The organism is Enterobacter sp. 22452, from assembly GCF_052045065.1.
Lineage (GTDB): Bacteria > Pseudomonadota > Gammaproteobacteria > Enterobacterales > Enterobacteriaceae > Enterobacter > Enterobacter mori.
This window is the reverse complement of record NZ_JBQEOB010000001.1, coordinates 891,781-918,074: the sequence shown is the minus strand read 5'-3', so window position 1 is coordinate 918,074 and position 26,294 is coordinate 891,781. Positions and strand designations below refer to the sequence as shown.

25 protein-coding genes are annotated in these 26,294 nt (G+C 54.5%); 4 read left to right on the top strand and 21 right to left on the bottom strand.

Features of this window, described 5'->3' with window-relative positions; translation table 11 throughout:
- Positions 1–105 precede the first annotated feature (105 nt).
- Both mfd and ldtC read left to right on the top strand, forming a co-directional pair.
- On the top strand, positions 106–3,552 hold the full coding sequence (gene mfd, locus ACTJJA_RS04400; protein WP_089599893.1) for a transcription-repair coupling factor: 3,447 nt from the start codon (positions 106–108) through the stop codon (positions 3,550–3,552).
- Between the two features lie 142 nt (positions 3,553–3,694).
- The gene (ldtC, locus tag ACTJJA_RS04395) at positions 3,695–4,660 is read left to right on the top strand and encodes a L,D-transpeptidase LdtC (protein WP_029485038.1); all 966 of its coding nucleotides are present in this window, start codon (positions 3,695–3,697) and stop codon (positions 4,658–4,660) included.
- Between the two features lie 72 nt (positions 4,661–4,732).
- Here the strand turns inward: ldtC and bhsA are convergent, their stop codons facing one another.
- The gene (bhsA, locus tag ACTJJA_RS04390) at positions 4,733–4,990 is read right to left on the bottom strand and encodes a multiple stress resistance protein BhsA (protein ID WP_006174713.1); all 258 of its coding nucleotides are present in this window, start codon (positions 4,988–4,990) and stop codon (positions 4,733–4,735) included.
- 244 nt (positions 4,991–5,234) lie between these two features.
- Between bhsA and comR the strand changes: the two genes are divergently transcribed.
- Positions 5,235–5,870 carry a TetR family copper-responsive transcriptional repressor ComR gene (gene comR / locus ACTJJA_RS04385; RefSeq protein WP_440666383.1) on the top strand — a complete coding sequence of 212 codons (636 nt, stop codon included), beginning with the start codon at positions 5,235–5,237 and terminating at the stop codon, positions 5,868–5,870.
- Between the two features lie 59 nt (positions 5,871–5,929).
- Here the strand turns inward: comR and ACTJJA_RS04380 are convergent, their stop codons facing one another.
- The 8 genes from ACTJJA_RS04380 to hinT form a co-directional block, all read right to left on the bottom strand.
- Complete coding sequence (locus ACTJJA_RS04380; RefSeq protein WP_029485037.1) at positions 5,930–6,469, bottom strand: glycine zipper 2TM domain-containing protein; 540 nt, start codon at positions 6,467–6,469, stop codon at positions 5,930–5,932.
- Positions 6,470–6,662: 193 nt separating this feature from the next.
- Complete coding sequence (locus tag ACTJJA_RS04375) at positions 6,663–7,967, bottom strand: NAD(P)/FAD-dependent oxidoreductase (RefSeq protein WP_420985176.1); 1,305 nt, start codon at positions 7,965–7,967, stop codon at positions 6,663–6,665.
- 235 nt (positions 7,968–8,202) lie between these two features.
- Positions 8,203–8,745: an alpha/beta hydrolase YcfP gene (gene ycfP, locus ACTJJA_RS04370; protein WP_089599890.1), complete on the bottom strand. Its 543-nt coding sequence runs from the start codon at positions 8,743–8,745 to the stop codon at positions 8,203–8,205.
- A gap of 34 nt (positions 8,746–8,779) precedes the next feature.
- A complete protein-coding gene (gene nagZ / locus ACTJJA_RS04365; protein ID WP_089599889.1) occupies positions 8,780–9,805 on the bottom strand; it encodes a beta-N-acetylhexosaminidase in 1,026 nt (341 codons plus the stop codon).
- A gap of 11 nt (positions 9,806–9,816) precedes the next feature.
- Positions 9,817–10,641, bottom strand: a complete 825-nt coding sequence (gene thiK, locus ACTJJA_RS04360) for a thiamine kinase (RefSeq protein WP_440666380.1) — start codon at positions 10,639–10,641, stop codon at positions 9,817–9,819.
- Positions 10,622–11,269: a penicillin-binding protein activator LpoB gene (lpoB, locus tag ACTJJA_RS04355; protein WP_440666378.1), complete on the bottom strand. Its 648-nt coding sequence runs from the start codon at positions 11,267–11,269 to the stop codon at positions 10,622–10,624. The genes thiK and lpoB overlap by 20 nt, the downstream gene beginning before the upstream one ends.
- 10 nt (positions 11,270–11,279) lie before the next feature.
- Positions 11,280–11,654 (bottom strand): YcfL family protein, encoded by a 375-nt coding sequence (locus ACTJJA_RS04350; RefSeq protein WP_100167031.1) that lies wholly within the window; start codon positions 11,652–11,654, stop codon positions 11,280–11,282.
- Position 11,655: 1 nt separating this feature from the next.
- Entirely contained in the window at positions 11,656–12,015 is a 360-nt protein-coding gene (hinT, locus tag ACTJJA_RS04345; RefSeq protein ID WP_010429724.1) for a purine nucleoside phosphoramidase, read from the bottom strand.
- Between the two features lie 351 nt (positions 12,016–12,366).
- On the opposite strand from hinT, the gene fhuE reads away from it, so the two are divergent.
- A complete protein-coding gene (gene fhuE, locus ACTJJA_RS04340; RefSeq protein ID WP_253179104.1) occupies positions 12,367–14,553 on the top strand; it encodes a ferric-rhodotorulic acid/ferric-coprogen receptor FhuE in 2,187 nt (728 codons plus the stop codon).
- 173 nt (positions 14,554–14,726) lie between these two features.
- Here fhuE and ptsG read toward each other — a convergent pair whose 3' ends face one another.
- The 12 genes from ptsG to plsX all read right to left on the bottom strand — a co-directional run bounded on the left by ptsG (position 14,727) and on the right by plsX (position 26,262).
- Entirely contained in the window at positions 14,727–16,160 is a 1,434-nt protein-coding gene (ptsG, locus tag ACTJJA_RS04335; RefSeq protein ID WP_440666375.1) for a PTS glucose transporter subunit IIBC, read from the bottom strand.
- Positions 16,161–16,457: 297 nt separating this feature from the next.
- Complete coding sequence (locus ACTJJA_RS04330; protein WP_211446001.1) at positions 16,458–17,252, bottom strand: metal-dependent hydrolase; 795 nt, start codon at positions 17,250–17,252, stop codon at positions 16,458–16,460.
- 10 nt (positions 17,253–17,262) lie between these two features.
- On the bottom strand, positions 17,263–18,267 hold the full coding sequence (holB, locus tag ACTJJA_RS04325; protein WP_440666373.1) for a DNA polymerase III subunit delta': 1,005 nt from the start codon (positions 18,265–18,267) through the stop codon (positions 17,263–17,265).
- Positions 18,264–18,905 (bottom strand): dTMP kinase, encoded by a 642-nt coding sequence (tmk, locus tag ACTJJA_RS04320; RefSeq protein WP_440666371.1) that lies wholly within the window; start codon positions 18,903–18,905, stop codon positions 18,264–18,266. The genes holB and tmk overlap by 4 nt, the downstream gene beginning before the upstream one ends.
- Positions 18,895–19,917: a cell division protein YceG gene (gene yceG, locus ACTJJA_RS04315; protein ID WP_440666369.1), complete on the bottom strand. Its 1,023-nt coding sequence runs from the start codon at positions 19,915–19,917 to the stop codon at positions 18,895–18,897. Before yceG ends, tmk begins: the two co-directional genes overlap by 11 nt.
- Before the next feature lie 2 nt (positions 19,918–19,919).
- A complete protein-coding gene (pabC, locus tag ACTJJA_RS04310; RefSeq protein ID WP_440666367.1) occupies positions 19,920–20,729 on the bottom strand; it encodes an aminodeoxychorismate lyase in 810 nt (269 codons plus the stop codon).
- Between the two features lie 121 nt (positions 20,730–20,850).
- Complete coding sequence (gene fabF, locus ACTJJA_RS04305; protein ID WP_089599880.1) at positions 20,851–22,092, bottom strand: beta-ketoacyl-ACP synthase II; 1,242 nt, start codon at positions 22,090–22,092, stop codon at positions 20,851–20,853.
- A 92-nt stretch (positions 22,093–22,184) separates the two neighbouring features.
- Complete coding sequence (gene acpP, locus ACTJJA_RS04300; RefSeq protein WP_003857954.1) at positions 22,185–22,421, bottom strand: acyl carrier protein; 237 nt, start codon at positions 22,419–22,421, stop codon at positions 22,185–22,187.
- 154 nt (positions 22,422–22,575) lie between these two features.
- Complete coding sequence (fabG, locus tag ACTJJA_RS04295; protein ID WP_010429699.1) at positions 22,576–23,310, bottom strand: 3-oxoacyl-ACP reductase FabG; 735 nt, start codon at positions 23,308–23,310, stop codon at positions 22,576–22,578.
- 12 nt (positions 23,311–23,322) lie between these two features.
- Positions 23,323–24,252 carry an ACP S-malonyltransferase gene (gene fabD, locus ACTJJA_RS04290; protein ID WP_032647992.1) on the bottom strand — a complete coding sequence of 310 codons (930 nt, stop codon included), beginning with the start codon at positions 24,250–24,252 and terminating at the stop codon, positions 23,323–23,325.
- Positions 24,253–24,267: 15 nt separating this feature from the next.
- Positions 24,268–25,221 (bottom strand): beta-ketoacyl-ACP synthase III, encoded by a 954-nt coding sequence (locus tag ACTJJA_RS04285; RefSeq protein WP_109081049.1) that lies wholly within the window; start codon positions 25,219–25,221, stop codon positions 24,268–24,270.
- Positions 25,222–25,227: 6 nt separating this feature from the next.
- Positions 25,228–26,262: a phosphate acyltransferase PlsX gene (gene plsX, locus ACTJJA_RS04280; protein WP_010429690.1), complete on the bottom strand. Its 1,035-nt coding sequence runs from the start codon at positions 26,260–26,262 to the stop codon at positions 25,228–25,230.
- Between the last annotated feature and the right edge of the window lie 32 nt (positions 26,263–26,294).

The following is a 26,294-nucleotide window of genomic DNA, read 5'->3' as shown; positions in this document are numbered from 1 at the left end:
GCTTACGATTTGCTAATGCAAAACGATCGAGGATAATAAAGACATTGCGTATCAGTGATATGCCCCAATACTGTTGGTATATCCATAAGAGACTCTGACATAGCCATGCCTGAACACTATCGCTTTACCTTGCCTGTTAAAGCAGGCGACCAACGCCAGCTGGGCGAACTCACGGGCGCGGCGTGCGCCACGCTGGTGGCAGAAATCGCTGAGCGCCATCCCGGCCCGGTGGTGCTGGTTGCCCCGGATATGCAAAATGCCCTGCGCCTGCATGACGAAATCCGTCAATTTACCGATAGCCTGGTGTCCAGCCTGGCCGACTGGGAAACGCTGCCGTATGACAGCTTCTCCCCGCATCAGGAGATCATCTCTTCACGCCTGTCAACGCTGTATCAGCTTCCGACCATGCAGCGCGGCGTGTTAATTGTGCCGGTCAATACGCTGATGCAGCGCGTCTGCCCGCACAGCTATCTTCACGGCCACGCGCTGGTGATGAAAAAAGGCCAGCGCCTGTCGCGTGATGCCCTGCGCGCGCAGCTTGACGGTGCCGGTTATCGCCATGTCGATCAGGTGATGGAGCACGGGGAATACGCCACCCGCGGCGCGCTGCTCGATCTTTACCCAATGGGCAGCGACCAGCCGTACCGCCTGGATTTCTTTGATGATGAAATCGACAGCCTGCGCGTGTTCGACGCCGACACGCAGCGCACGCTGGAAGAAGTGGAATCCATCAACCTGCTGCCCGCACACGAATTCCCGACGGACAAAACCGCTATCGAGCTGTTCCGCAGCCAGTGGCGCGACAGGTTCGACGTGAAGCGCGATGCCGAGCACATTTATCAGCAGGTCAGCAAAGGCACGCTGCCTGCCGGGATCGAATACTGGCAGCCCCTGTTCTTCAACGAGCCGCTACCCGCGCTGTTCAGCTATTTCCCGGCGAACACGCTGATTGTAAACACCGGGGATATCGAGGCCAGCGCCAGCCGCTTTGAAAGTGAAACCCGCGCTCGCTTCGAAAACCGTGGCGTGGATCCGATGCGTCCGCTGTTGCCGCCGGAAACGCTTTGGCTGCGCACCGACGAGCTCAACGCCGAACTGAAGCGCTGGCCGCGCATGCAGCTCAGAACCGACTCGCTCGCGGATAAAGCGGCCAATACCAACCTGGCGTTCCAAACGCTGCCGGACCTCTCCGTTCAGGCGCAGCAAAAATCCCCGCTGGACAATCTGCGCAAGTTCCTGGAATCCTTTACCGGGCCGGTGGTGTTCTCCGTTGAGAGCGAAGGTCGTCGCGAAGCGTTAGGCGAACTGCTTGGCCGCATCAAGATCGCACCAAAGCGCATTTTGCGGCTGGACGATGCCACCGGAACGGGCCGCTATCTGATGATCGGTGCCGCTGAGCATGGGTTTATCGACACGCTCAACAACCTGGCGCTAATTTGCGAAAGCGACCTTCTCGGCGAGCGCGTGGCGCGCCGTCGTCAGGATAGCCGTCGCACCATCAACCCGGACACGCTGATCCGTAACCTGGCCGAACTGCATCCGGGCCAGCCGATTGTTCACCTCGAGCACGGCGTCGGCCGCTACCAGGGGATGACCACCCTTGAAGCGGGCGGCATCAAAGGCGAATACCTGATGCTGACCTACGCCAACGACGCCAAACTCTATGTGCCGGTCTCGTCCCTGCACCTGATCAGCCGCTATGCAGGCGGTGCCGAAGATAATGCACCGCTACACAAGCTGGGCGGCGACGCTTGGGCGCGCGCGCGCCAGAAGGCGGCGGAAAAAGTTCGCGACGTGGCGGCTGAGCTGCTGGACATCTATGCCCAGCGCGCGGCCAAAGAAGGTTATGCGTTTAAGCATGATAAAGAGCAGTATCAGCTGTTCTGCGACAGCTTCCCGTTTGAAACCACGCCGGATCAGGCGCAGGCCATTAACGCGGTGCTGAGCGACATGTGCCAGCCGCTGGCGATGGACCGCTTAGTGTGCGGTGATGTGGGCTTCGGTAAAACTGAAGTCGCCATGCGCGCCGCCTTCCTGGCCGTGGAGAACAACAAGCAGGTGGCGGTGCTGGTGCCTACTACCCTGCTTGCCCAGCAGCACTTCGACAACTTCCGCGACCGCTTTGCCAACTGGCCAGTGCGTATCGAGATGCTGTCGCGTTTTCGCAGTGCTAAAGAGCAGACGCAAATTCTGGAACAGGCAAGTGAAGGTAAAATCGATATTCTGATCGGCACCCACAAGCTGCTGCAAAGCGATGTGAAGTGGAAAGATCTGGGGCTGCTGATTGTCGACGAAGAGCACCGCTTCGGGGTGCGCCATAAGGAGCGCATCAAAGCGATGCGTGCCGACGTCGACATACTGACCCTGACCGCAACGCCTATCCCGCGTACGCTGAACATGGCGATGAGCGGCATGCGCGATCTGTCGATTATCGCCACGCCACCGGCGCGCCGTCTGGCGGTAAAAACCTTTGTCCGCGAGTATGACAATCTGGTGGTGCGCGAAGCGATCCTGCGTGAAGTGCTGCGCGGCGGCCAGGTGTACTACCTCTACAACGACGTGGAGAACATTCAAAAAGCGGCGGACAGGCTGGCGGAGCTGGTGCCGGAAGCGCGTATCGCTATCGGTCACGGGCAGATGCGCGAGCGCGAGCTGGAGCGGGTGATGAATGATTTTCACCACCAGCGCTTCAACGTGCTGGTGTGTACCACCATCATTGAAACCGGTATTGATATCCCGACCGCGAACACGATTATTATCGAACGCGCGGATCACTTTGGTCTGGCGCAGCTGCACCAGCTGCGCGGTCGCGTCGGGCGTTCGCACCATCAGGCCTACGCCTGGCTGCTGACGCCGCATCCGAAAGCGATGACCACCGACGCGCAAAAGCGTCTGGAAGCCATCGCCTCACTGGAAGACCTTGGCGCAGGCTTTGCGCTGGCGACACACGATCTTGAGATCCGCGGTGCCGGTGAACTGCTGGGTGAAGACCAGAGCGGCTCGATGGAGACCATCGGCTTCTCGCTCTATATGGAACTGCTGGAAAATGCCGTCGATGCGCTGAAGGCCGGACGTGAGCCGTCGCTGGAAGATTTGACCAGCCAGCAGACCGAGGTGGAATTGCGTATGCCTTCCCTGCTGCCGGATGATTTCATTCCTGATGTGAATACCCGTCTGTCATTCTACAAACGTATCGCCAGCGCGAAAAAAGAAAACGAGCTGGAAGAGATTAAGGTGGAGCTGATCGACCGCTTCGGGCTGCTGCCGGATGCCGCGCGAAATCTGCTGGATATCGCGCGACTCCGTCAGCAGGCGCAAAAGCTGGGCATTCGTAAGCTCGAAGGGAATGAAAAAGGCGGCGTGATTGAGTTCGCGGAAAAAAACCATGTCGATCCGATGTGGTTGATTGGTTTGCTGCAAAAACAGCCGCAGCACTTCCGCCTGGACGGCCCGACGCGTCTGCGTTTTACTCAGGAACTGACAGAACGCAAAACCCGCATGGACTGGGTGCGCAACTTTATGCGCCAGCTTGAAGAGAACGCTATCGCGTAATCTTCTCCCCCGTTAGCGCCTGGCTGACGGGGGAGAATTTACAAACTCTTTGCACTTCACCCGATCTTCCCGACACACCTCTTCGCCATAATTATCATTAACCCTTTATAAAACAATAACCTTATCATTTATAGGGATTATGATAATGACCGCTTCGCGTTTAACTCGCTGGATCACCCTGCTTGCGCTTGCCGCTACGGTAGCCGTTGCGCTGCCTGCACGCGCAAACACCTGGCCCCTTCCCCCCCCTGGCAGCAACGTTGTCGGGCAAAACCGTTTTCATGTTGTTGAAGATAACGGGGGTTCGCTGGAGGCCATTGCCAAAAAATATAACGTCGGCTTTCTGGCCTTGCTGCAGGCCAACCCCGGTGTCGATCCTTACGTGCCGCGCGCTGGCAGCGTGCTGACCATCCCGCTTCAGACCATTCTTCCTGATGCACCGCGACAGGGGATCGTGATTAACCTTGCCGAGCTTCGACTTTACTATTATCCGCCGGGTAAAAAAGAAGTGACCGTTTATCCAATCGGTATCGGCCAGCTGGGCGGGGACACACTGACGCCAACCATGGTCACTACCGTGTCGGATAAACGTGCTAACCCAACCTGGACACCCACGGCAAATATTCGCGCACGCTATAAAGCTCAGGGTATCGATCTGCCCACCGTCGTGCCAGCGGGCCCGGACAACCCAATGGGTCATCACGCGATCCGCCTCGCGGCATATGGTGGGGTTTATCTGCTGCATGGAACGAATGCGGATTTCGGCATCGGTATGCGCGTCAGCTCCGGCTGTATTCGTCTGCGCGATGACGACATCAAGACGCTCTATAGCGTGATTACGCCGGGCACAAAAGTGAATATTATCAATACACCGATTAAGGCCTCGGAAGAGCCCGGTGGCGTACGGTTGGTCGAAATTCACCAGCCATTATCAAAACACCTCGGTGACGATCCGCAGACGCTGCCTATTCCACTGAATGCCGCGATGGTGAGCTTTAAATCGAATACGAACACCGATAGCGTGGTAATGGAGCGCGCGATGGAAGCCCGGTCAGGAATGCCAATTGACGTCACGCGACATGGAAATGTCACTCCGCAGTCAATGTAAGTATCAAAAAAAACGCCCTGCAAATGCAGGGCGTTTTTTATAGCAGTGGCATAAATGAGGGTTTAGCCAGGCTTATTTATAGATAACAGCAGTACCGTGCAGGGTGTTAGGGCCGGTCACTGAGGTGATACGGAACGATTTCGCACCCATCTCATCCGCTTTCTGCGCCAGTTGATCTTCCAGAGAGCCCAGGTTTGTCCCCGCGTTTGCAGAGATGGTACCCACTTTTTGTTGGTCAGCAGGAGTAGATTGAACTTCTACAGCGGCGAAGCTTGCGAAAGAGAGTGAGCTAAGTACAGCAGCAGCGATCAGGGTTTTTACGTTTTTCATGATTTTTACCTTTAGGCAGATGAATTGGGCGTCGCAAGTTATTTACTTAACGATCGATAGGTAAATGATAGATGTGATCCAGCTCACACGTCAACATATTTTTATAACGACCGTTAAATTAATTTTATTTTCGTTAATTTTCATACCCATATGATTAATTTATTTTTAAGCAAACTACGCTGGTCGCGGGATGGGTTTATTTTTATAATGGTCATTCAACAAACCAACTGAGGACCAACGGCAAATGACAACCGAAGTCACGAGTTGCGCAAAGAAAAGCCGTGGCCGACCAAAAGTGTTCGACAGGGATGCGGCGCTCGATAAGGCCATGACACTCTTCTGGCAGCATGGATACGAAGCGACCTCGCTTTCCGATCTGGTAGAAGCGACCGGCGCCAAGGCACCCACGCTGTATGCGGAATTTACTAACAAAGAGGGGCTGTTCAGGGCAGTGCTGGACAGATACATCTCGCGCTTTGCGGCAAAACACGAAGCGCAGCTTTTTTGCGAAGAAAAAAGCGTTGAACAGGCGTTGCAGGACTATTTCTGCGCCGTCGCGACCTGCTTTACCAGCAAAGACACACCCGCGGGCTGCTTTATGATCAACACCTCCGCCACGCTTGCTGCTTCGTCGAAAGAGATTGCCAATACGGTGAAATCACGCCATGCCATGCAGGAGGAGACGTTAAGTACGTTTCTGGCCCAGCGGCAGCAGCGCGGTGAAATCCCGCCGCATTGCCGCCCGCAGGAGCTGGCGCAATACCTGAGCTGTATTTTACAGGGTATGTCCATCAGCGCCCGTGAAGGGGCTACGCTTGAAAAACTGCAGAGTATTACGCAAACCACGCTGCGTCTGTGGCCTGAACTGCTTAAACTTTAAGGCAAAAAAAAGCTCCTCAGCCTGAGCGCATGAGGAGCTAAGTTCAGAGAACATCTTTTTTACACTTTGTTGTTCAGTACCAGCTGACCATTGTTGTCCAGAGGGATCTGGGTGCCAGGGTCTTTATCCATGCGGATTTTGCCCTGCTGGTCGCCAATTTTGTAGGTTACGTCATAGCCCAGCATTTTTTCGGACTTGTCATAAACAGTTTTGCAGCGCTGCTGCGTGGTGGTGTAGGTGTCGTTGTCCTGCATTGCGCCCTGCACCTGATTACCGGCATAGCCGCCACCCAGCGCACCCACGACCGTCGCCACATCTTTGCCTCGCCCGCCACCAAACTGATGACCAATCACGCCACCGGCTACGGCACCGAGAACTGAACCGGCAATGCGGTTTTCATCCTGCACCGGACGACGGTGAGTCACGGAGACGTTACGGCACTCCTGACGAGGGGTTTTCACGGTTTCTTTAATCGGGGTAGCGGAAACGACCTGCGCATACTGCGGGCCACGATCAAGTACGTTGAGACCGGCTACGGCAGCCACACCTAGCGCAGCAGCGACGCCAATCCCTATACCCGCCAACATTGATTTATTCACGGGACTTCCTCCTTTGTTGCTATTGGAAACTATTTTGCAACAGGGGTCAGTCCTCGCCAATAAGACAAAGGATTAAAAAATGGGCGTCTGGGGGAGATATATCGTGTTTGAGAGAACTCTTAAGCACGCAAAGTGTGATGTACAGCATGAAATGCTAAAAAATCCCTCCGGATGGCCCGGAGGGAGAGAAATATCAGTGCAGCTTCAGTCGTGGACGGATCACGCGGTTGATTCGGCCGACCAGCATCATCAGACCGGTTTTGAAGTAGCCGTGCAGTGCAATCTGATGCATACGGTAAAGGGAGATATACACGAAGCGTGCAATCCGCCCTTCTACCATCATGGAGCCGCGCATCAGGTTACCCATCAGGCTACCCACGGTAGAAAAGTTAGACAGTGACACCAGCGAACCGTGGTCTTTATAGACATACGACTTCATCGGCTTCCCTTTGTACTGCGCCAGGATGTTGTGCAGCACCAGACTCGCCATCTGGTGAGCGGCCTGAGCGCGCGGCGGCACGAACCCACCTTCAGGGCGCGCGCAGGATGCACAGTCACCAATAGCGAAGATCTCCGGATCGCGGGTGGTTTGCAGCGTCGGCTCTGTCACCAGCTGGTTAATGCGGTTGGTTTCCAGCCCGCCGATCTCTTTCATGAAATCAGGCGCTTTAATACCCGCCGCCCAGACCATCAGATCCGCCTGGATATACTCGCCGTCCTTAGTATGCAGGCCGCCTTCGTCAGCGCTGGTCACCATGGTCTGCGTCAGCACCCGCACGCCCAGTTTGGTGAGCTCATTGTGCGCCGCACCGGAAATACGTGGCGGCAGTGCAGGCAGAATGCGTTCACCGGCTTCAACCAGCGTCACGTTCAGCGCTTCGTTAGTCAGCCCTTTATAACCGTAGCTGTGCAGCTGTTTCACCGCGTTGTGCAGCTCCGCAGACAGCTCAACGCCCGTCGCGCCGCCGCCGACAATGGCAATGTTCACCTTGCCATTGGCACCCATATTGCTGGTGTACTTCAGGAACAGGTTTAGCATTTCCTGATGGAAACGACGCGCCTGGTGCGGGTTATCGAGGAAGATACAGTGCTCTTTCACGCCCGGCGTATTGAAGTCGTTAGAGGTACTGCCCAGCGCCATGACCAGCGTGTCATACGCCAGTTTGCGTTCAGGAACCAGCAGTTCGCCTTTTTCATCACGCAGTTCGGCCAGTGTAATGGTTTTGCTTTCACGGTTGATATCCACCACGGATCCCAGCTGGAACTGGAAATGGTGATTGCGCGCATGCGCCAGATAGCTCAGCGCATCGACGCCCTCATCCAGCGAACCGGTCGCCACTTCATGCAGCAGCGGTTTCCACAGGTGGCTATGGTTGCGATCCACCAGCGTAATTTTGGCTTTTTTGCCGCGACCCAGCTTTTTACCCAGCTGTGTGGCCAGCTCCAGCCCGCCAGCACCACCGCCTACAATCACTATCTTTTTCAATGGCGTAGTCAACGTGACCCCCTCAAATTATTAACCAATTGTTAAGTAAAAGTTATAAAAATAACCCTTAATTAACAACAGGTTACAGCACTGAAACCATTCAGGTGAATTGAGAATAACACGTCAGGCGCATTGGTCATACCAAAATTGATATGCATCAAGTTTTGATGGCTTAAAAGTAGACAATTCTGGACAAAAAGAAACCCGGTCGCAAAGGCGTACCGGGTTTCGGGTGGCAGGCTGTGGCTTAGCCCAGCGTTTTGAAGGCTTTGATGCGCTGCAGATGCGGGGAGATATTCTTGAATTTGTGGGTCTGTTCCTCGTCCCAGACAATTTCATAGTAATGATGCAGCAGTTCTGCCGCCCGGCTGCTGTTCAGTGCCTCATCCTGGCGCGAGAGGATCACTAAACAGCGATCGCGGTTTTTCTCACGGAAGTTACTCACGCACTTGGTGGCAATGTCGACATACTCTTCCGGGCGGTCAATTTTGCCTTCCATGTTCTCGTTCGGGAACAGGTTGGGATTGAAAACGACCTGGCGGATATCGCACAGGAAGCCAATGCGTTCGGCCCAGTAGCCCCCCAGCCCCACGCCGCAGATCAGCGGACGTTCATCGACATTGAGCTGTAACATCTTGTCCACTTCCTTGAGCAGATGCTGCATATCATGCTTCGGATGACGCGTGCTGTAACTGATCAGCCGTACATCCGGGTCGATAAACTGCAGCTGCAGCACCTTCTCATGATTACCAGGACTGTTTGAGTCAAAACCGTGTAAATAGATGATCATTGTCTTCTCACCACGCTACGCCTTCCGGGAGGGTTTACAGGCTGGCTTTATGTGCCTGCCAGCGCTCATTCAGTGCTTCAAGCTGGGCGTTGACCGTCTTCCAGCGCGCCGAATCCATCAGCTCCTGACGGCTAAATGAGCCTTTATGATACAATTGTGTAACACGCTCTGCTTTGATCGGCGACAGGTTATCCAACACGCTGACGGCCCCTTTACGATTATTGCAGACGAGGATCATATCGCAACCTGCGTCCAGGGATGCCTGCCCGCGCTCCGCGTAGCTGCCCATAATTGCCGCCCCTTCCATCGACAGATCGTCGGAGAAAATTACGCCGTTAAAACCGAGCTCCTGACGCAGCACCGTTTTCAGCCAGTGCGGTGAACCGCTGGCCGGGCGCGGATCGACATCGCTGTAAATCACGTGTGCAGGCATGATGGCATCAAGCTTGTTATCGGTGATAAGCGAACGGAACACCGACATATCTTTGGCACGGATTTCCGCTTCCGGACGCGGATCGCGCGGCGTCTCTTTGTGAGAATCGGCCGTCACTGCGCCATGTCCCGGGAAGTGTTTGCCGGTGGTTTTCATGCCTGCTGCGTGCATGCCGTCGATAAAACGGGTGGCTATTGCCAGCGCAATGCGCGGATCTTCATGGTATGAACGCTCGCCAATCGCCGCGCTGATATGGCCCACATCCAGAACGGGAGCAAAGCTGATGTCGATATCCATCGCAATCATTTCGCTCGCCATCAGCCAGCCAGCATCCTGCGCCAGTTTACCGCCCTCTTCTGTACCCAGTAGCGCAGCAAAAGATTGTGCGGCAGGCAAGCGGGTGAACCCCTCGCGGAAGCGCTGCACGCGCCCGCCTTCCTGATCCACCGCGACCACCAGATGGTTACGGGACGCCGCGCGGATCTGACGAACCAGTTCGCGCAATTGCGCCGGATCGTGGTAGTTGCGGGTAAACAGAATCAGCCCCCCTACCAGCGGATGCGCCAGAATGTCGCGCTCCTCCGCATCCAGCTCAAACCCTTCGACATCCAACATGACTGGACCCACACGAACCTCTCTTATCCTTTAGTTTGTAACTGACGCCAGACGTCATCTGCCAGCGTAATAAAGTGTTTGTCGTTTGATTGCTGATAGCGCATTTCAAACCAGCCCGCCATCAGCATGAATACCCAGGGTCGCCACCGCCTGACCTGCCGCATCAGCATCAACGCATCCATCTGCGCTTCACGGGCATAGGCCAGTATAAGCTGCTCACGAGAGGCATCTTCCGGCATCCAGACCGCCGCCAGTTCCAGCGCCACGTCGCCATCTCCGGCATACTCCCAGTCGATGAGCCTGGCTCCCGCGGGCGTGTGTACAATATTCCCGGCGTGGACGTCCATATGCAACGGAGAAAGCCGTAAGGGTTGCGGTTCCCCTCGCTTTCGCATCCGTTTAAGCTGCGTAAGCCAGAATGGCGTACGTCTGTCGGGCGAGGCCTGCTGCCAGTATTTTTCCAGCAGCGGTAATAGCGTGACCCGCCATCCCAGGCAAGGCTGGCGGTGAAGATGATACAGCATCGCGGCGAGCGTGGGAGTATGCGGAAGCGTGCTTTTGATCTCCCCCGCAAGATACTCTACCGCCATCCAGCCCTGTCTAAAAAAACAGGGCTTCGGCACGAGATCCGCAGGCAAGCGCCTCAGCGTACGAAACTGTCGGCGAAAGTGGTAGGCAGGGGCAGAGAGATCGTGATGCTGTCGCAGCACCAGCCGATGTTCGCCCTGCTCAATGATGCAGCTCGCGCCGCCAAGCCCGGAATGGGCCTGCGGCGCGATAAGGCGATACTGAGGAAAATAACGCGTCAGAATCTCGTCACGCGTGCAGTTATTGTTGCGTAACGGCACCTTTACCTGACCAGATTATTTCACCTGTCTGAACCAGCATCAGCTGCATCTGCAGCGAAGGCGTGTTCACATTACCAGTGGCGTTAGAATAGAGGACATACTGAGCGCCAACGTTGCGCGCAATGCCTATCGCTTTGCTGCGCGAGCCCAGGCTATCCTGCGGCGACAAGCCCAACTGCTGTTTAGCTACTGCCAGCTGCTGTGTCGAGACCAGGGTAAATTTGCCGTTGTTTGCTAGTGCATTACGCAGCGTTTCCGTCGCTTCGCCCGCGTTGAGTGAACCATTGGTGCGGTTATTTACGCTATCCACCAACAGTACGCTTCCCGACGTCACGCCCTGAGCCTGCAACATTTTGCCCACCATAGGCTGCATTGCGCCATTCCAGTCATAGTGACGCACGCGCGGCGCAGGCTGTGACGTTTGGTCCGGGTGCTCAATTGGGCCAGGCTGCGCCGGAATGGTCGGGACAGAAGGCACCGTTGGCACAGGCTGCGTTGGCTGTGTCGGCTGTTCCGTACCTGGTTTCGCCTCATCCACTGGCGCAGGCTGTTCTGTACGCGTCACACACCCAGCGAGGAAAAGTGCAAACGCACTTAAGAGCACATAACGGCTCATATTTTTAATCAAGGATCACCCCTTACAGATAAAGATAAAGTCTCACCTTATGCGCACCCAAATAGTTAGCGCTGCCATAGAGCGTCACCGACGATCTTGCCGGAATGGTCACGCTACGCGGCGCCTCAAGCGGATGCATTTCAAGACCTCTTACGTCATACCAGTAGAAGCGGTAATGTACCGTCACTGGCTCATGTCTTTCGTTATAGAGCGTAGAGGAAGCAGAAGGTTGGATTTCGCTAATGGTCAGCGAAGGCTGCTCTGCCGTAATGCCTGCAGCAAGGACTGAGGACTCCATCACCAGCGTCTGTTCGTCGCTGACGGGGATCGCAGGACGCGCACTGCACCCTGCTATCACCAGCGTTATCATCAGCGCTGCAATACGCCCTGTTAACATGTCAAAGACCTTTATGTGCCAGCATCGGTCCCAGTGGTCGCCCACCCAGAAGATGCATATGGATATGATAAACTTCCTGACCGCCGTGGCGATTGCAGTTCATGATCAAACGATAGCCGTCTTCAGCGATGCCTTCCTGCTCAGCAATTTTCGCGGCTACCGTTAGCATACGGCCTAACGCCACTTCATGCTCGGTTTTCACATCATTGACGGTAGGAATCAGAATATTTGGAATGATAAGGATATGCGTCGGCGCCTGAGGTGAAATGTCCCGAAAAGCCGTCACCAGCTCATCCTGAAAGACGATATCCGACGGGATTTCGCGGCGGATAATTTTACTGAAAATCGTTTCTTCGGCCATGACCTTTTCCTTTTTTGATTAATCTGGCGTGATGCGTCCGCTATTCACACATACAGTCTTTACGACAGTGTGATACAACGCAAGAGTATGAGCGAGTTTCTCCTGTCCTTTCAACCTTCTCCCTCGATTTCTTTCCCGATCCCTCACCAGCTGGCTGGAGAGTGACCGCCAGACGACATTATTCCTCTGAAACATTATTTCAGTTTCGTCCGAAACATCTGTTTACAGTGCTAATAACAATGCGTATATTTCGCATTTGCATTTTCATGCGCGTTTTTAACAAAGAATACGACGCCAGCCCGCTTAAGGGACTGACGCATACAACCTTCACCATTCACTAAGGGTTTGATGATGTCTTTCATTAATCATACCAGGGATGGGCAACGTCAGCCTGTTGCAACGCCTTCGTTGCTGGCAGCCTGCATTGCTATGGCACTGATGCCAACCGTAAGTTTCGCCGCACCAAACGAGGAAACACTCGTCGTTGACGGTACTTCCCAGCCAGACGCGTCCAGCGAAGAGCAGGATTACAGCGTCAAAACCACCACCATCGGCACCAAAATGCAGATGGTCCAGCGCGATATCCCCCAGTCAGTCTCCATTGTCAGTGAACAGCGTATGGAAGATCAGCAGCTGCAAACGCTGGGAGATGTGATGGATAACACGATGGGGATCAGCAAAAACACCGCAGACTCCGATCGCAGCAGCTATTACTCACGTGGTTTCGAGATCGACAACTACATGATTGATGGTATCCCCACCTATTTCGAATCTCGCTGGAACCTCGGGGATGCCCTCTCGGATACCGCCCTGTTTGAGCGCGTGGAAGTGGTGCGTGGGGCGACCGGCTTGATGACGGGCACGGGTAACCCGTCGGCAGCGATCAACATGGTGCGTAAACATGCCACCAGCCGCGAGTTCAAAGGCAATCTGTCTGCGGAATACGGCAGCTGGAACAAACAGCGTTACGTCATGGATCTGCAAAGCCCGTTAACCGACGATGGCAATGTGCGTGGTCGCATCGTGGCAGGCTATCAGGATAATGACTCCTGGCTTGACAACTACAATCAAAAGAAAACGTTCTTCTCCGGCATTCTTGATGCGGACCTGGGCGATACCACCTCATTTTCGGCTGGTTACGAATATCAGCGCATTGACGTGAACAACCAGACCTGGGGCGGCTTACCGCGCTGGAACACGGACGGTAGCGTAAGGCATTACGATCGCGCCCACAGCACCGCGCCAGACTGGGCCTATAACGACAAAGAGTTCAACAAAGTTTTCGCCACCTTCAAGCAACGCTTTGCCGACACCTGGCAGGCCACGCTGAATGCCACCCATACCGAGGCCAAATTCGACAGTAAAGCCCTGTACCTTGACGCTTATGTTGATAAATCAACCGGCATGCTGGTTGGGCCTTATTCGAATTATGGACCGGACTACGGCTACATCGGCGGGACGGGCTGGAACAGCGGGAAGCGTAAGGTCGATGCTGTCGATCTGTTTGCCGATGGTGGCTATGACCTGTTTGGCCGCCAGCATACCGTGATGTTCGGCGGCAGCTTCAGTCGTCAAACGAACCGTTACACCAACGCGTGGGCGAACGTGTATCCGGACGAATTCGGTAATTTCTACGATTATGATGGCCATTTCCCGGAAACAAACTGGGGATCGCAGGCGCTGGCCCAGGACGACAAAACGAATATGAAATCGCTCTACGCCGCGACGCGCATTTCGTTGGCCGATCCTCTGCATTTGATTCTCGGTGCCCGCTATACGAACTGGAGCGTCGACACGATGACTTATGGTATGGAAAAAAACCATACCACGCCGTATGCGGGTCTTGTCTATGACATTGATGATAACTGGTCCGCCTATGCCAGCTATACCTCCATCTTCCAGCCACAGAACTACCGTGACAGCACCGGCAGGTATCTCGACCCAATCACCGGCAACAATTATGAAGTGGGCCTGAAGTCGGACTGGATGAACAGCCGACTGACCACAACGCTCTCTGTCTTCCGCATCGAGCAGGATAACGTGGCGCAGAGTACGGGGCGCGTGATTCAGGGGTCAACCGATACCGCTTATGAAGGCGTAGACGGCACAGTAAGTAAAGGCGTTGAATTTGAAATTAACGGCGCGCTGACGGACAACTGGCAAATGACCTTTGGCGCGACGCGCTACCTGGCTGAAGACAGCGACGGTAAAGACGTTAACCCTTACCTGCCGCGCACGACGGTTAAACTGTTCACCAGTTACCGTCTGCCAGCGATGCCTGCGCTGACCGTGGGTGGCGGTGTTAACTGGCAAAACCGCGTTTACAGCGACGTTGCCACACCTTACGGTACATGGCGTGCCGAACAAGGCAGCTATGCGCTGGTTGATCTCTTCACTCGCTATCAGGTCACGAAGAACTTTTCTCTGCAGGGGAATCTGAACAACCTGTTTGATAAGACTTATGACACTAACGTTCAGGGTTCACTGGTCTACGGTGAGCCGCGCAACGTGAGCGTGACCGCAAGCTATCAGTTCTGATCGCTCAGACGTATTAAAAGGGAGCCGAATGGCTCCTTTTTTTGTGCGCGCTTCTCGCCGGGTGACGATTCATTTCACGTAGGCCCGGTAAGGCGTAGCCGCCACCGGGCTGAACAGGCCGCACAAATAAAAAAGGCAGCCATTCGGCTGCCTCAGTCTCCCCACATCACAACTTAGTTGTTGCGGATGTACTCATCCATTTCGGTTTTCAGGTTATCGGATTTGGTACCGAAGATTGCCTGAACACCAGAACCTGCAACAACAACACCTGCTGCGCCCAATTTTTTCAGGCCCGGCTGGTCAACTTTTGCGACATCGGCAACGCTCACACGCAGACGAGTAATACACGCGTCCAGGTTAGTGATGTTCTCTTTACCACCGAACGCGGCTACCAGTGCCGGAGCCATTTCGCTGGTCACGGCTGCTTTGCTGTCTTCAGTTGCATCTTCACGACCTGGAGTTTTCAGGTCCAGTGCTTTGATCAGCACGCGGAAGATGGTGTAGTAAGCAACGGCATAGCACGCACCCACGATTGGGAACAGCCACAGTTTGCTGCTGTTACCGGACAGAACGATGAAGTCGATCAGACCGTGAGAGAAGGACGTACCGTCACGCATACCCAGCAGGATACAGATTGGGAACGCCAGGCCAGCCAGTACAGCGTGGATGATGTACAGGATAGGCGCAACGAACATGAAGGAGAACTCGATCGGCTCGGTGATACCGGTCAGGAACGAGGTCAGCGCTGCGGAGATCATGATACCGCCCACTTTTGCACGGTTCTCTGGTTTAGCAGAGTGCCAGATTGCAATCGCAGCAGCCGGCAGACCGTACATTTTGAACAGGAAGCCACCAGACAGTTTGCCTGCAGTTGGGTCGCCTGCCATGTAGCGTGGGATATCGCCGTGGAATACCTGACCTGCTGCGTTGGTGAATTCACCAATCTGCATCTGGAATGGAACGTTCCAGATGTGGTGCAGACCAAATGGTACCAGGCAGCGCTCGATGAAGCCGTAGATACCGAACGCCACAACCGGGTTCTGGTAAGCAGCCCACTGAGAGAAGGTCTGAATAGCGGAACCGATTGGTGGCCAGATGAAGGACAGGATCACACCAGTGAAAATCGCTGCCAGACCAGAGATGATCGGAACGAAACGCTTGCCCGCGAAGAAGCCCAGATACTCAGGCAGCTTGATGCGATAGAAGCGGTTAAACATATACGCTGCAATCGCACCGGAGATGATACCGCCCAGAACACCGGTGTCCGCCAGGTGTTTCGCGGCGATCTCTTCAGCCGGTAAATGCAGAACCAGCGGCGCAACCACCGCCATGGTTTTCACCATGATGCCGTAGGCAACCACTGCAGCCAGTGCAGATACACCGTCGTTATTGGTGAAGCCCAGAGCAACACCGATCGCGAAGATCAGCGGCATGTTAGCAAAAACAGAACCGCCTGCTTCGGCCATCACGTGGGAAACTACGGCTGGCAGCCAGCTGAAGTTAGCAGAACCGACGCCCAGCAGGATACCTGCAATAGGCAGTACGGATACTGGCAGCATCAGCGATTTACCGACCTTTTGCAGGTTAGCAAATGCATTCTTAAACATAATTGAGAGTGCTCCTGAGTATTTGTGCTTTTTTTACGCTTTCACGCATTGGCCCGGGGGGAGTACCGTGCCGTGGACAGGACATCTAAGCGCCCTTTATTTATTACGCAGAGTAAAATAATTCCCTCTGAGTTTGTTTGACGGCTATCACGTTTCAGTTCAAGACGGCCAAAAAACTTTCAGATATTTACAAAAAGCATGTCTGGATGTGTCTAAAAACACCGTCACCGCCCTAAATGAGGCGGTGAACTTTACTCGCTTTATATATTAATTACGAGCCTAAAAAAAACAGGTGTATCAGACAGATTGCAGGCGGGCGGGGTCGATGTGGAACAGCGTGGAGAAATTTTCCGTCGTCGCACGAGCCAGCTCTTCAATGCTGACGCCCTTCAGAACGGCCATATACTCAGCCACGTCTCTCGTCATCGCTGGCTGGTTCTCTTTACCGCGATGCGGTACCGGTGCCAGATACGGCGAGTCTGTTTCCACCAGAATGCGATCGAGCGGAACATAACGCGCAGCATCACGCAGCTGCTCAGCATTACGGAACGTCACGATCCCCGAAAACGAGATATAAAACCCCAAATCAAGCAGCTTGCCCGCCGTTTCTCTGTCTTCTGTGAAACAGTGTAGTACGCCACCGCAATCCGTCACCTTTTCTTCCCGCAGGATCGCCAGCGTATCGGCGCGCGCATCGCGGGTATGTACAATGACGGGTTTGTTCAGCTCGCGGCCAATGCGGATATGGTGACGGAAAGACGCCTGCTGGCGTGGTTTAGTTTCCGGCGTGTAAAAATAGTCAAGCCCGGTCTCACCCATCGCCACCACACCCTCTTCTGCCGCCAGACGACGTAAATCTTCCACGTCATACGCTTCATCCTGGTTCAGTGGATGAACGCCGCAGGAGAAGACGACGTTATCGCGAACGCCAACCAGTTCGCGCATGGAGCGGTAGCCCGGCAGCGTGGTTGCCACGGCCAGACAGAATTTGACATCGCGGGCGGCGGCTTTTTCCAGCACGTCATCGACGTTTTTATGCAGAGATTGATAATCCAGACCATCAAGATGGCAGTGTGAGTCGACTAAAAACATAATGTCTCTCTCAGAGATGGGAAACAGGCGGTATTACGCCCGGTTGCAGGTAGTGTTCGATACGCAGTAACTGGTCTGTCAGTAAAAGCTCGCGATTAAGACCGGTTACTGTCAAAAGTTGTTCGCGACTCAGGCAAACATCATGAAGGATAGCGCGCAACGAGACGCCCGACAGGCGATTCGCCAGGGTGTTCACCAGCGACCAGACGTCGAGGTTGGTCAGAAGCGTTGCCCCCTGTTGAAGTTTGAGCGCATCCAGCAGTAAAGCGGACAGCCAGTGCAGGCGCTCGGTCGCCTGATCGCTGTTCAGGGCAGGCAGCAAACTCAACCAGTCGCCGCTATCCAGCGCGGATTCGACGGCACGACACAGCGTTTCACGCTGCGACCAGACATCTGCCTGAAGCAACGCCAGAGCCGCCGCTGGCGCGCCGCTGCACAGCCGCAGGGCAGTCAGCGCCGCGTCTTGTGACACCGTCACTTCGCGTTCTATCCAGGTGAGCGCCCATGATTCCTGAGGTACTGCGAGGTGATGAAGACGGCAGCGACTGCGCAGTGTCGCCAGTAATCGTCCCGGTTCACGACATGACAGGAAGAACCAGGTTTTCTCCGGTGGCTCTTCCAGGGTTTTGAGCAGCGCGTTCGCCGCCGCCTCGGTAAGCTGCGCGGCATCTTTCAGCCAGACCACTTTGGCCCCGTTAAGCCGCGCGTGTTCATACAGTTTTTCACTGACTTCACGCACGGCGTCAATCCCGAGCGTGCTTTTGCCCTTTTCAGGCTCCAGCGTGTAATAGTCCGGATGTGTGCCCGCCTGCATCAGCTGGCAGCCACGGCATTTACCGCAGCTTTTATGCCCTTCCGGCTGCTGACACATCAGGAAACGGGTGATAGCGTAAATCAGCGCATCATCGCCCATTCCTGGCAATGCCTGAATCAGTAACGCATGATGGCCCCGCCCCGCCTGATAGCTGTTGATCAACTGCTCAAAGTGCGGGCGCAACCATGGATACCATTTCATGCCTGTTGCTCCTGGTGCCATTGCGCGACCGTATTCTGAATAGCGCGCGTCACCTCGTCCAGAGACTGTGTTGCATCAATAGTACGAATGGAAGCATCCTGCTCCGCCAGCTCAAGGTAGCGCGCGCGGGTACGGTTGAAGAAGTCAAAAGACTCTTGCTCAATGCGGTCCAGCTCACCGCGCGCGCGGGCACGCTTCAGGCCGACTTCGGGCGTCACGTCCAGATAGAGCGTCAGGTCGGGACGGAAATCACCGAGCACTGCGTCGCGCAGCGTTGCTAACATCGTCTGGTCAATCCCCCGACCACCGCCCTGATACGCCTGGGTCGACAGGTCATGACGATCGCCAATCACCCATTTCCCTTCTGCCAGTGCAGGTTTGATGACCGTTTCTACCAGCTGCACGCGCGCCGCGTAGAACATCAACACTTCGGCTTTGTCAGTGATGACCTCGTCGCCAACGGATTTGATATCCAGCACGAGGCTACGCAGCTTTTCAGCCAGTTGCGTACCGCCTGGTTCACGGGTAAATACCATGTCCGCAACGCCAAGCGCTTTCAGCGTATCAACCACCACGTTGCGGGCGGTGGTTTTACCCGCCCCTTCGAGTCCCTCAATGACAATATATTTACTGCGCATTTTTTTCCTTAAGTGCCTTCAGATAGTCCTGAACAGAGCGATTATGGCTGGCAAGGTTGGTATTAAAGGTATGCCCCCCTTTTCCGTCAGCCACAAAATAGAGGTACGGTGTTTTGGCCGGGTGCGCGGCTGCTTTGAGCGAAGCCTCGCTCGGTGTGGCAATCGGGCCAGGCGGTAAACCGCTAATCACGTAGGTATTATACGCTGTTGGCGTCTCCAGATCTTTTCTGGATATCTTGCCGCTATAACTCTCGCCCATACCGTAGATGACGGTGGGATCGGTTTGCAGACGCATGCCGATGCGTAGACGGTTGATAAATACGGAAGCAACCTGATCGCGTTCTGCCGCAACGGCAGTCTCTTTTTCAATGATCGAGGCCATGGTGACGAACTGGTTTTGATCTTTATAGGGCAGGCCATCTACACGCCCTTCCCACGCTGACTCCACCGCCGCGACCATTTTTTTATGTGCGCGTTTCAGAATAGCAACGTCGGTTGTGCCCGCCGTGTACATCCAGGTATCCGGCCAGAACCAGCCTTCCACCCACTCAGGATGCTCGAATTTCAGCACCTCAGCGACCGTCTGATAGCTGTCGTCTTTTAACGTGTGTTTGATATAGGGTGCGTCACGCAGCTGTTTGAGGTAATCGCTTAAGCGCATCCCCTCAACAAACCGCAGCGGAAACTGGGCCTCTTTGCCGCTCTCCAGCACCTGCAGCATCTGCCTGACGGTCATACCAGGGGTAAAGCGGTACGTACCGGCTTTGAAGTGAGACAGTTCAGGCTCAAGGCGCAGTAACCACTGGAAGACGCGTGGGCGGTTAATGACCTTATCCCCGTAAAGCTGCTCACCCAGCGCAATGCGCCCGGTACCGGCTTTAAGGGTAAAAATCGTCTCGTCTTTAATCAGGATTTTACTGTCCGCCAGCTGACGGACTTTCCACACTCCCGCGCCGCCAGCAATACCCAGCACAACGATGAGGAGGAGAACAAAGCGCAACATTTTCTTCATGACTATCTGGTTTGCTCACATAACGGGGCTAAAAACTGAAACAGTTCGCGCGATGACCAGACCTGTTGGCCATAGGCGCGGACGGGTAAAACAGGCATCAACGCGTTACAAACAATAACTTCATCAGCGGTCAGTAGCGCCTCTTCCCTTTCGCTAACTTCGACAACGCGAAAACCCGAGTGTGCCAACTGTTGCAAACAAAACTGACGCATAATGCCCTTCACCCCAGCCTGCTCCAGTGAAGGTGTGAAGACATCACGGCCCTTCCGCCAGAGTAAATTAGCCGCACAGCATTCCGTAATGAACCCTTCGCTGTCAAGAACCAGCGCCTCATCAGCGTCCGTCTGTTCAAGATGAGTACGAATCAGCACCTGTTCAAGGCGATTGAGGTGTTTAATTCCGGCCAGCATGGGGTTGCGGCCCAGTCGTATCGGGCTCAGCGTCAGCGTGACGCCGTCTTTGCGCCAGCTTTCATAATGTGCGGGATAAGCGGATACGGAGAGTATGCGCGTGGGGCTCTCACAGCTGGCCCCGCTATACCCCCGCCCTCCGCTGCCGCGACTGATGATGACTTTGAGCACGCCACTGCTCTTCTCTGACACCAGCTGGCTCATCTCACGTCGCAGCGTGTCCCAGTGCTGAAAGGGGATCATTAAGGTTTCGCAGGCCGTTTGCAGACGGCGGATATGCGCGTCAAGCAGGCATACTTGCCCGTCAATAATTCGCGCCGTCGTAAAGCAGCCATCACCAAACTGCGTTGCTCTGTCGCTGGCAGGCAGATTCTCCTGCTCAAGGCCATTGATCAAAAACATGATGTCTCCTGATGCGTGGGGGTTCAGTCTGGCAGGATGTCTTTAACCGGACAAGGGGATTACGCTTAATAAAAAAGGCCCGACAAGCGGACCTTTTTTATTAGCCATCGTGCAGTCAGGCTCAGACCTTTTTGAAGATCAGAGAGCCGTTAGTACCACCGAAGCCGAAGGAGTTACACAGGGTGTACTCCATACCGCTAACCTGACGCGCTTCGTGAGGAACGAAGTCCAGATCGCAACCTTCATCCGGGTTATCCAGGTTGATGGTTGGCGGAACAGCCTGATCGCGCAGCGCAAGGATGGAGTAGATTGACTCTACTGCACCCGCCGCCCCCAACAGGTGACCGGTCATGGATTTCGTAGAGCTCACCATTACGCGGCTGGCAGATTCGCCGAAGATAGACTTAACCGCCTGAGCTTCAGCTTTATCGCCTGCAGGCGTAGAAGTACCGTGCGCGTTAACGTAGCCAATCTGTGCTGGGGTAATACCCGCATCACGAATCGCATTTTCCATCGCCAGCGCAGCACCCGCACCGTTCTCCGGAGGAGACGTCATGTGATAAGCATCGCTGCTCATGCCGAAACCAACGATTTCAGCATAAATTTTCGCACCGCGTTTTTTCGCGTGTTCGTACTCTTCCAGTACGATCATCCCCGCACCGTCGCCCAGCACGAAGCCGTCACGGTCTTTATCCCACGGACGGCTCGCCGCCTGCGGGTTATCATTACGGGTAGACAGCGCACGCGCCGCACCAAAACCGCCTACACCCAGTGGGGTACTGGCTTTTTCAGCACCGCCCGCAACCATAGCATCTGCATCGCCGTACGCAATGATACGCGCGGCCTGGCCGATGTTATGTACGCCGGACGTACATGCGGTAGCGATGGAAATGCTTGGCCCACGCAGACCGAACATAATGGTCAGGTGACCTGCCACCATGTTAACAATCGTGGACGGAACGAAGAACGGGCTGATCTTACGCGGTCCGCCATTCATCAGAGATGTATGGTTTTCCTCGATCAGGCCAAGACCGCCAATACCGGAGCCAATAGCGGCGCCAATACGGGTTGCGTTCTCTTCCGTAATCTCAAGGCCAGAATCCTGCATGGCCTGAATGCCAGCGACAATTCCATATTGAATGAAGGCATCCATCTTGCGCTGTTCTTTGCGCGAGATAAATTCTTCACAGTTAAAATCCTTTACTAAGCCAGCAAATTTCGTTGCATAGGCGCTAGTATCGAAATGGTCGATTAGGCTGATGCCGCTCTGACCGGCAAGGAGAGCTTTCCAGGTGGACTCTACGGTATTGCCGACAGGAGACAACATGCCAAGTCCGGTCACAACTACACGACGCTTAGACACGTTTGTCCTCCAGGGAGGGAAAAATAAAAGAGATTCGTGGGACTAAAAAAGATAAAACTCAGGCGGTCGAATGACCGCCTGGAGATGTTCACTTACGCCTGGTGACCGTTGATGTAATCAATGGCAGCCTGAACGGTGGTGATTTTCTCAGCTTCTTCGTCCGGAATCTCAGTATCAAACTCTTCTTCCAGAGCCATTACCAGCTCAACGGTGTCAAGAGAATCTGCGCCCAGGTCTTCAACGAAGGAAGCGGAGTTCACAACTTCTTCCTGCTTAACGCCCAGCTGTTCGCCGATAATTTTCTTAACGCGTTCTTCGATAGTGCTCATACTCTTAAATTTCCTATCAAAACTCGCTTTCGCGATGGTTTTCGTAGTGTATAAAATGTTGAAAAATTTGCAACTAAATCCCGGCAGGTCTTACCACGATTTTACGTTATTTTGAGGCCAACCCCTACAATAACGCAAATATTTTTCATCGTGATTAAACCATATACATCCCGCCATTGACGTGAAGGGTTTCACCAGTGATGTAACCCGCTTCGTCAGAGGCTAAAAATGCAACCGCACTGGCGATTTCTTTAGGGTCGCCAAGACGACCCGCCGGAACTGCCGCCAGCGTACCCGCACGCTGATCATCAGTCAGCGCACGCGTCATGTCCGTTTCAATAAAGCCCGGAGCAACAACGTTTACAGTAATACCGCGGGACGCGACTTCACGTGCCAGCGACTTGCTGAAGCCAATCAGACCTGCTTTCGCCGCAGCGTAGTTAGCCTGACCAGCATTTCCCATGGTACCAACCACAGAACCAACAGTGATAATACGACCATGACGCTTTTTCATCATAGCGCGCATTACCGCTTTTGACAGACGGAATACAGATGACAGGTTGGTTTCGATGATATCGTTCCACTCGTCGTCTTTCATTCGCATTAACAGGTTATCACGAGTGATCCCGGCATTGTTTACCAGAATATCCACTTCACCAAACTCTGCGCGAATATTTTCCAGAACAGATTCGATAGATGCAGGTTCGGTCACATTCAGTACCAGACCTTTACCGTTCGCACCCAGATATTCGCTGATGGCCTGAGCGCCATTCTCGCTGGTTGCTGTACCAATCACTTTCGCGCCGCGCGCAACCAGTGTTTCAGCAATTGCACGCCCGATACCGCGGCTTGCGCCGGTAACCAGTGCGATTTTTCCTTCAAAACTCATGGTATTCCTCTTTTATTGCGCGAGTGCCGCTGACAGTGCTTCCGGCTCGTTAATGGCCGAGGCAGTCAGGGTATCAACAATACGTTTTGTCAGGCCGGTGAGGACTTTACCTGGACCGACTTCATACAGATGCTCAACGCCCTGTGACGCCATAAACTCAACGGTTTTGGTCCACTGTACCGGGCTGTAAAGCTGGCGAACCAGTGCGTTACGGATTGCCTCCGGCGCGGTTTCGCATTTCACATCGACGTTGTTTACAACGGAAATCGTCGGTGCGTTAAACGTAATTTTTTCCAGCTCAACCGCCAGTTTGTCGGCGGCTGGCTTCATCAGCGCGCAGTGTGACGGAACGCTGACCGGCAGTGGCAGCGCACGTTTCGCGCCAGCAGCTTTACAGGCAGCACCAGCACGTTCAACGGCTTCTTTATGACCGGCGATAACAACCTGGCCCGGCGAGTTGAAGTTTACCGGTGAAACCACCTGACCTTCAGCAGATTCTTCACACGCTTTTGCAATCGAAGCATCATCCAGACCGATGATAGCAGACATGCCACCCGTGCCTTCCGGCACCGCTTCCTGCATGAATTTACCGCGCAGTTCTACCAGACGTACCGCGTCAGCAAAGGCAATCACACCCGCACACACCAGTGCAGAGTATTCACCGAGACTGTGGCCCGCGAGCAGTGCAGGTGCTTTGCCGCCCTGCTGCTGCCATACACGCCACAGCGCAACGGAGGCGGTCAGCAGTGCTGGCTGAGTCTGCCAGGTTTTGTTCAGTTCTTCGGCTGGACCCTGCTGAGTCAACGCCCACAGATCATAACCCAGTGCATCAGAAGCTTCACGGAAAGTCTCTTCAATTACCGGATAGTGTGCTGCCATTTCAGACAACATCCCAACGGTTTGAGAGCCCTGCCCCGGGAACACAAAAGCAAATTGCGTCATTTTTTAATCCTTATCCTAGAAACGAACCAGCGCGGAACCCCAGGTGAACCCGCCACCAAAGGCTTCAAGCAAGACCAACTGGCCCCGTTTGATTCGTCCATCGCGTACCGCTTCATCAAATGCGCACGGTACCGACGCCGCAGAGGTGTTGCCATGGCGATCAAGCGTCACCACAACATTATCCATCGACATGCCCAGCTTTTTCGCGGTTGCGCTGATAATACGCAGGTTCGCCTGATGCGGCACCAGCCAGTCGAGCGCAGAGCGTTCAAGATTGTTCGCTTCCAGCGTTTCATCAACAATGTGCGCAAGCTCCGTCACCGCCACCTTAAACACCTCGTTACCAGCCATTGTCAGGTAGATAGAGTTGTCCGGATTCACACGGTCGGCATTAGGCAGCGTCAACAGTTCGCCGTAGCTACCGTCAGCATGCAGATGCGTGGAGATGATGCCCGGCTCTTCAGACTGGCCCAGCAGTACGGCACCCGCACCATCACCAAAAATAATGATCGTCCCGCGATCGGTTGGATCGCAGGTACGCGCCAGCACGTCAGCGCCGATCACCAGCGCGTACTTCACGGCGCCAGATTTAACATACTGATCGGCAACGCTCAGCGCGTAGGTGAAGCCTGCGCACGCGGCAGCAACGTCAAATGCCGGGCAGCCTTTAATGCCGAGCATGTTCTGCACCTGGCACGCTGCGCTTGGGAAGGCATGCGTGGCCGACGTGGTGGCGACCACGATCAAGCCAATCTGTTCTTTATCGATGCCAGCCATCTCGATAGCGCGCTGTGCGGCTTCGTAACCCATGGTGGACACGGTTTCGTCTGGCGCGGCGATACGACGTTCACGGATACCTGTGCGCGTGACAATCCACTCGTCAGACGTATCTACCATTTTTTCAAGATCGGCGTTGGTACGCACTTGTGTTGGCAGGTAGCTGCCGGTACCTAAAATCTTCGTATACATGTACGCTCAGTCACTTTTAGCTAATACAGATTCCAGGCGAGCGGCAATCCGTTGAGGAACTTGTCGCTGCACCGCCTGCACTGCCTGTTCTATCGCGACGGAAAAGGCTCGCTGATTGGCCGCACCGTGACTCTTAATCACGATGCCGCGCAATCCTAACAGACAGGCGCCATTATACTGGTCGGGGTTGAGGTGACTGAATCGCCGCGTCAGGCTTTTTTGTAACCAACGCTTTAATAAAATCAGCCACCAGGCGCTTTTTTTACCTTCCCCCTGCGATTTCAGCAGAGAAAGAAACATTCGCACCACCCCTTCCATAGTCTTCAACGTTACGTTTCCGGTGAAGCCATCACACACTAATACATCTGTCTTACCCGTCAGCAACTCATTGGCTTCGAGATAACCAATATAGTTGATGGAGGGAACCTGCTTGAGCAATTCGGCAGCGTCACGAATGCTGTCCAGGCCTTTGGTCTCTTCTTCACCAATATTCAGTAACGCAACGCGGGGATTGTGAATTCCCACTACGTCTTCAGCCAGCACGGACCCCATCACAGCAAACTGAGCCAGCATTGTACTATCACAATCAACGTTAGCACCGAGATCCAGCACCACCGTTTTGCCCTTTTGTTGATGCGGCAACACCGTCACCAGCGCCGGGCGCTCAATGCCCTCAATGGGCTTGAGCAATAATTTCGACAGCCCCATCAGTGCACCGGTATTTCCCGCACTGACGCAAGCCTGTGCTCGCCCTTCTTTCACCAGCTCCAGTGCAATGCGCATAGAGCTGCCACGGCTATTGCGAATAGCCTGCGATGGCCGGGCATCACTGGCAATAACTGACTGTGCAGGAATAATCTGCAGACGTGAACGTTGTTCGAAGTCAGCTTTTGCAAGTAATGGCGTGATTGTGTCGGGATTGCCGACTAAAAGAAGTGTGAGTTGCGAATTAGAATTCAGTGCCTGCAATGCTGCAGGCACTGTCACGGAAGGGCCAAAATCTCCCCCCATGACATCTAACGCCAGGGTTAGACGTGTCAAGGTATCGTCGCAGCCTGGTTCGGTAACTTCCC

Coding starts and splice junctions, on each gene's coding strand:
- mfd (WP_089599893.1), top strand. CDS start 106: ATGCCTGAACACTATCGCTTTACCTTGCCTGTTAAAGCAGGCGACCAA.
- bhsA (WP_006174713.1), bottom strand. CDS start 4,990: ATGAAAAACGTAAAAACCCTGATCGCTGCTGCTGTACTTAGCTCACTC.
- comR (WP_440666383.1), top strand. CDS start 5,235: ATGACAACCGAAGTCACGAGTTGCGCAAAGAAAAGCCGTGGCCGACCA.
- ycfP (WP_089599890.1), bottom strand. CDS start 8,745: ATGATCATCTATTTACACGGTTTTGACTCAAACAGTCCTGGTAATCAT.
- ACTJJA_RS04350 (WP_100167031.1), bottom strand. CDS start 11,654: ATGTTAACAGGGCGTATTGCAGCGCTGATGATAACGCTGGTGATAGCA.
- hinT (WP_010429724.1), bottom strand. CDS start 12,015: ATGGCCGAAGAAACGATTTTCAGTAAAATTATCCGCCGCGAAATCCCG.
- fhuE (WP_253179104.1), top strand. CDS start 12,367: ATGTCTTTCATTAATCATACCAGGGATGGGCAACGTCAGCCTGTTGCA.
- ptsG (WP_440666375.1), bottom strand. CDS start 16,160: ATGTTTAAGAATGCATTTGCTAACCTGCAAAAGGTCGGTAAATCGCTG.
- ACTJJA_RS04330 (WP_211446001.1), bottom strand. CDS start 17,252: ATGTTTTTAGTCGACTCACACTGCCATCTTGATGGTCTGGATTATCAA.
- holB (WP_440666373.1), bottom strand. CDS start 18,267: ATGAAATGGTATCCATGGTTGCGCCCGCACTTTGAGCAGTTGATCAAC.
- tmk (WP_440666371.1), bottom strand. CDS start 18,905: ATGCGCAGTAAATATATTGTCATTGAGGGACTCGAAGGGGCGGGTAAA.
- yceG (WP_440666369.1), bottom strand. CDS start 19,917: ATGAAGAAAATGTTGCGCTTTGTTCTCCTCCTCATCGTTGTGCTGGGT.
- pabC (WP_440666367.1), bottom strand. CDS start 20,729: ATGTTTTTGATCAATGGCCTTGAGCAGGAGAATCTGCCTGCCAGCGAC.
- acpP (WP_003857954.1), bottom strand. CDS start 22,421: ATGAGCACTATCGAAGAACGCGTTAAGAAAATTATCGGCGAACAGCTG.
- fabG (WP_010429699.1), bottom strand. CDS start 23,310: ATGAGTTTTGAAGGAAAAATCGCACTGGTTACCGGCGCAAGCCGCGGT.
- fabD (WP_032647992.1), bottom strand. CDS start 24,252: ATGACGCAATTTGCTTTTGTGTTCCCGGGGCAGGGCTCTCAAACCGTT.
- ACTJJA_RS04285 (WP_109081049.1), bottom strand. CDS start 25,221: ATGTATACGAAGATTTTAGGTACCGGCAGCTACCTGCCAACACAAGTG.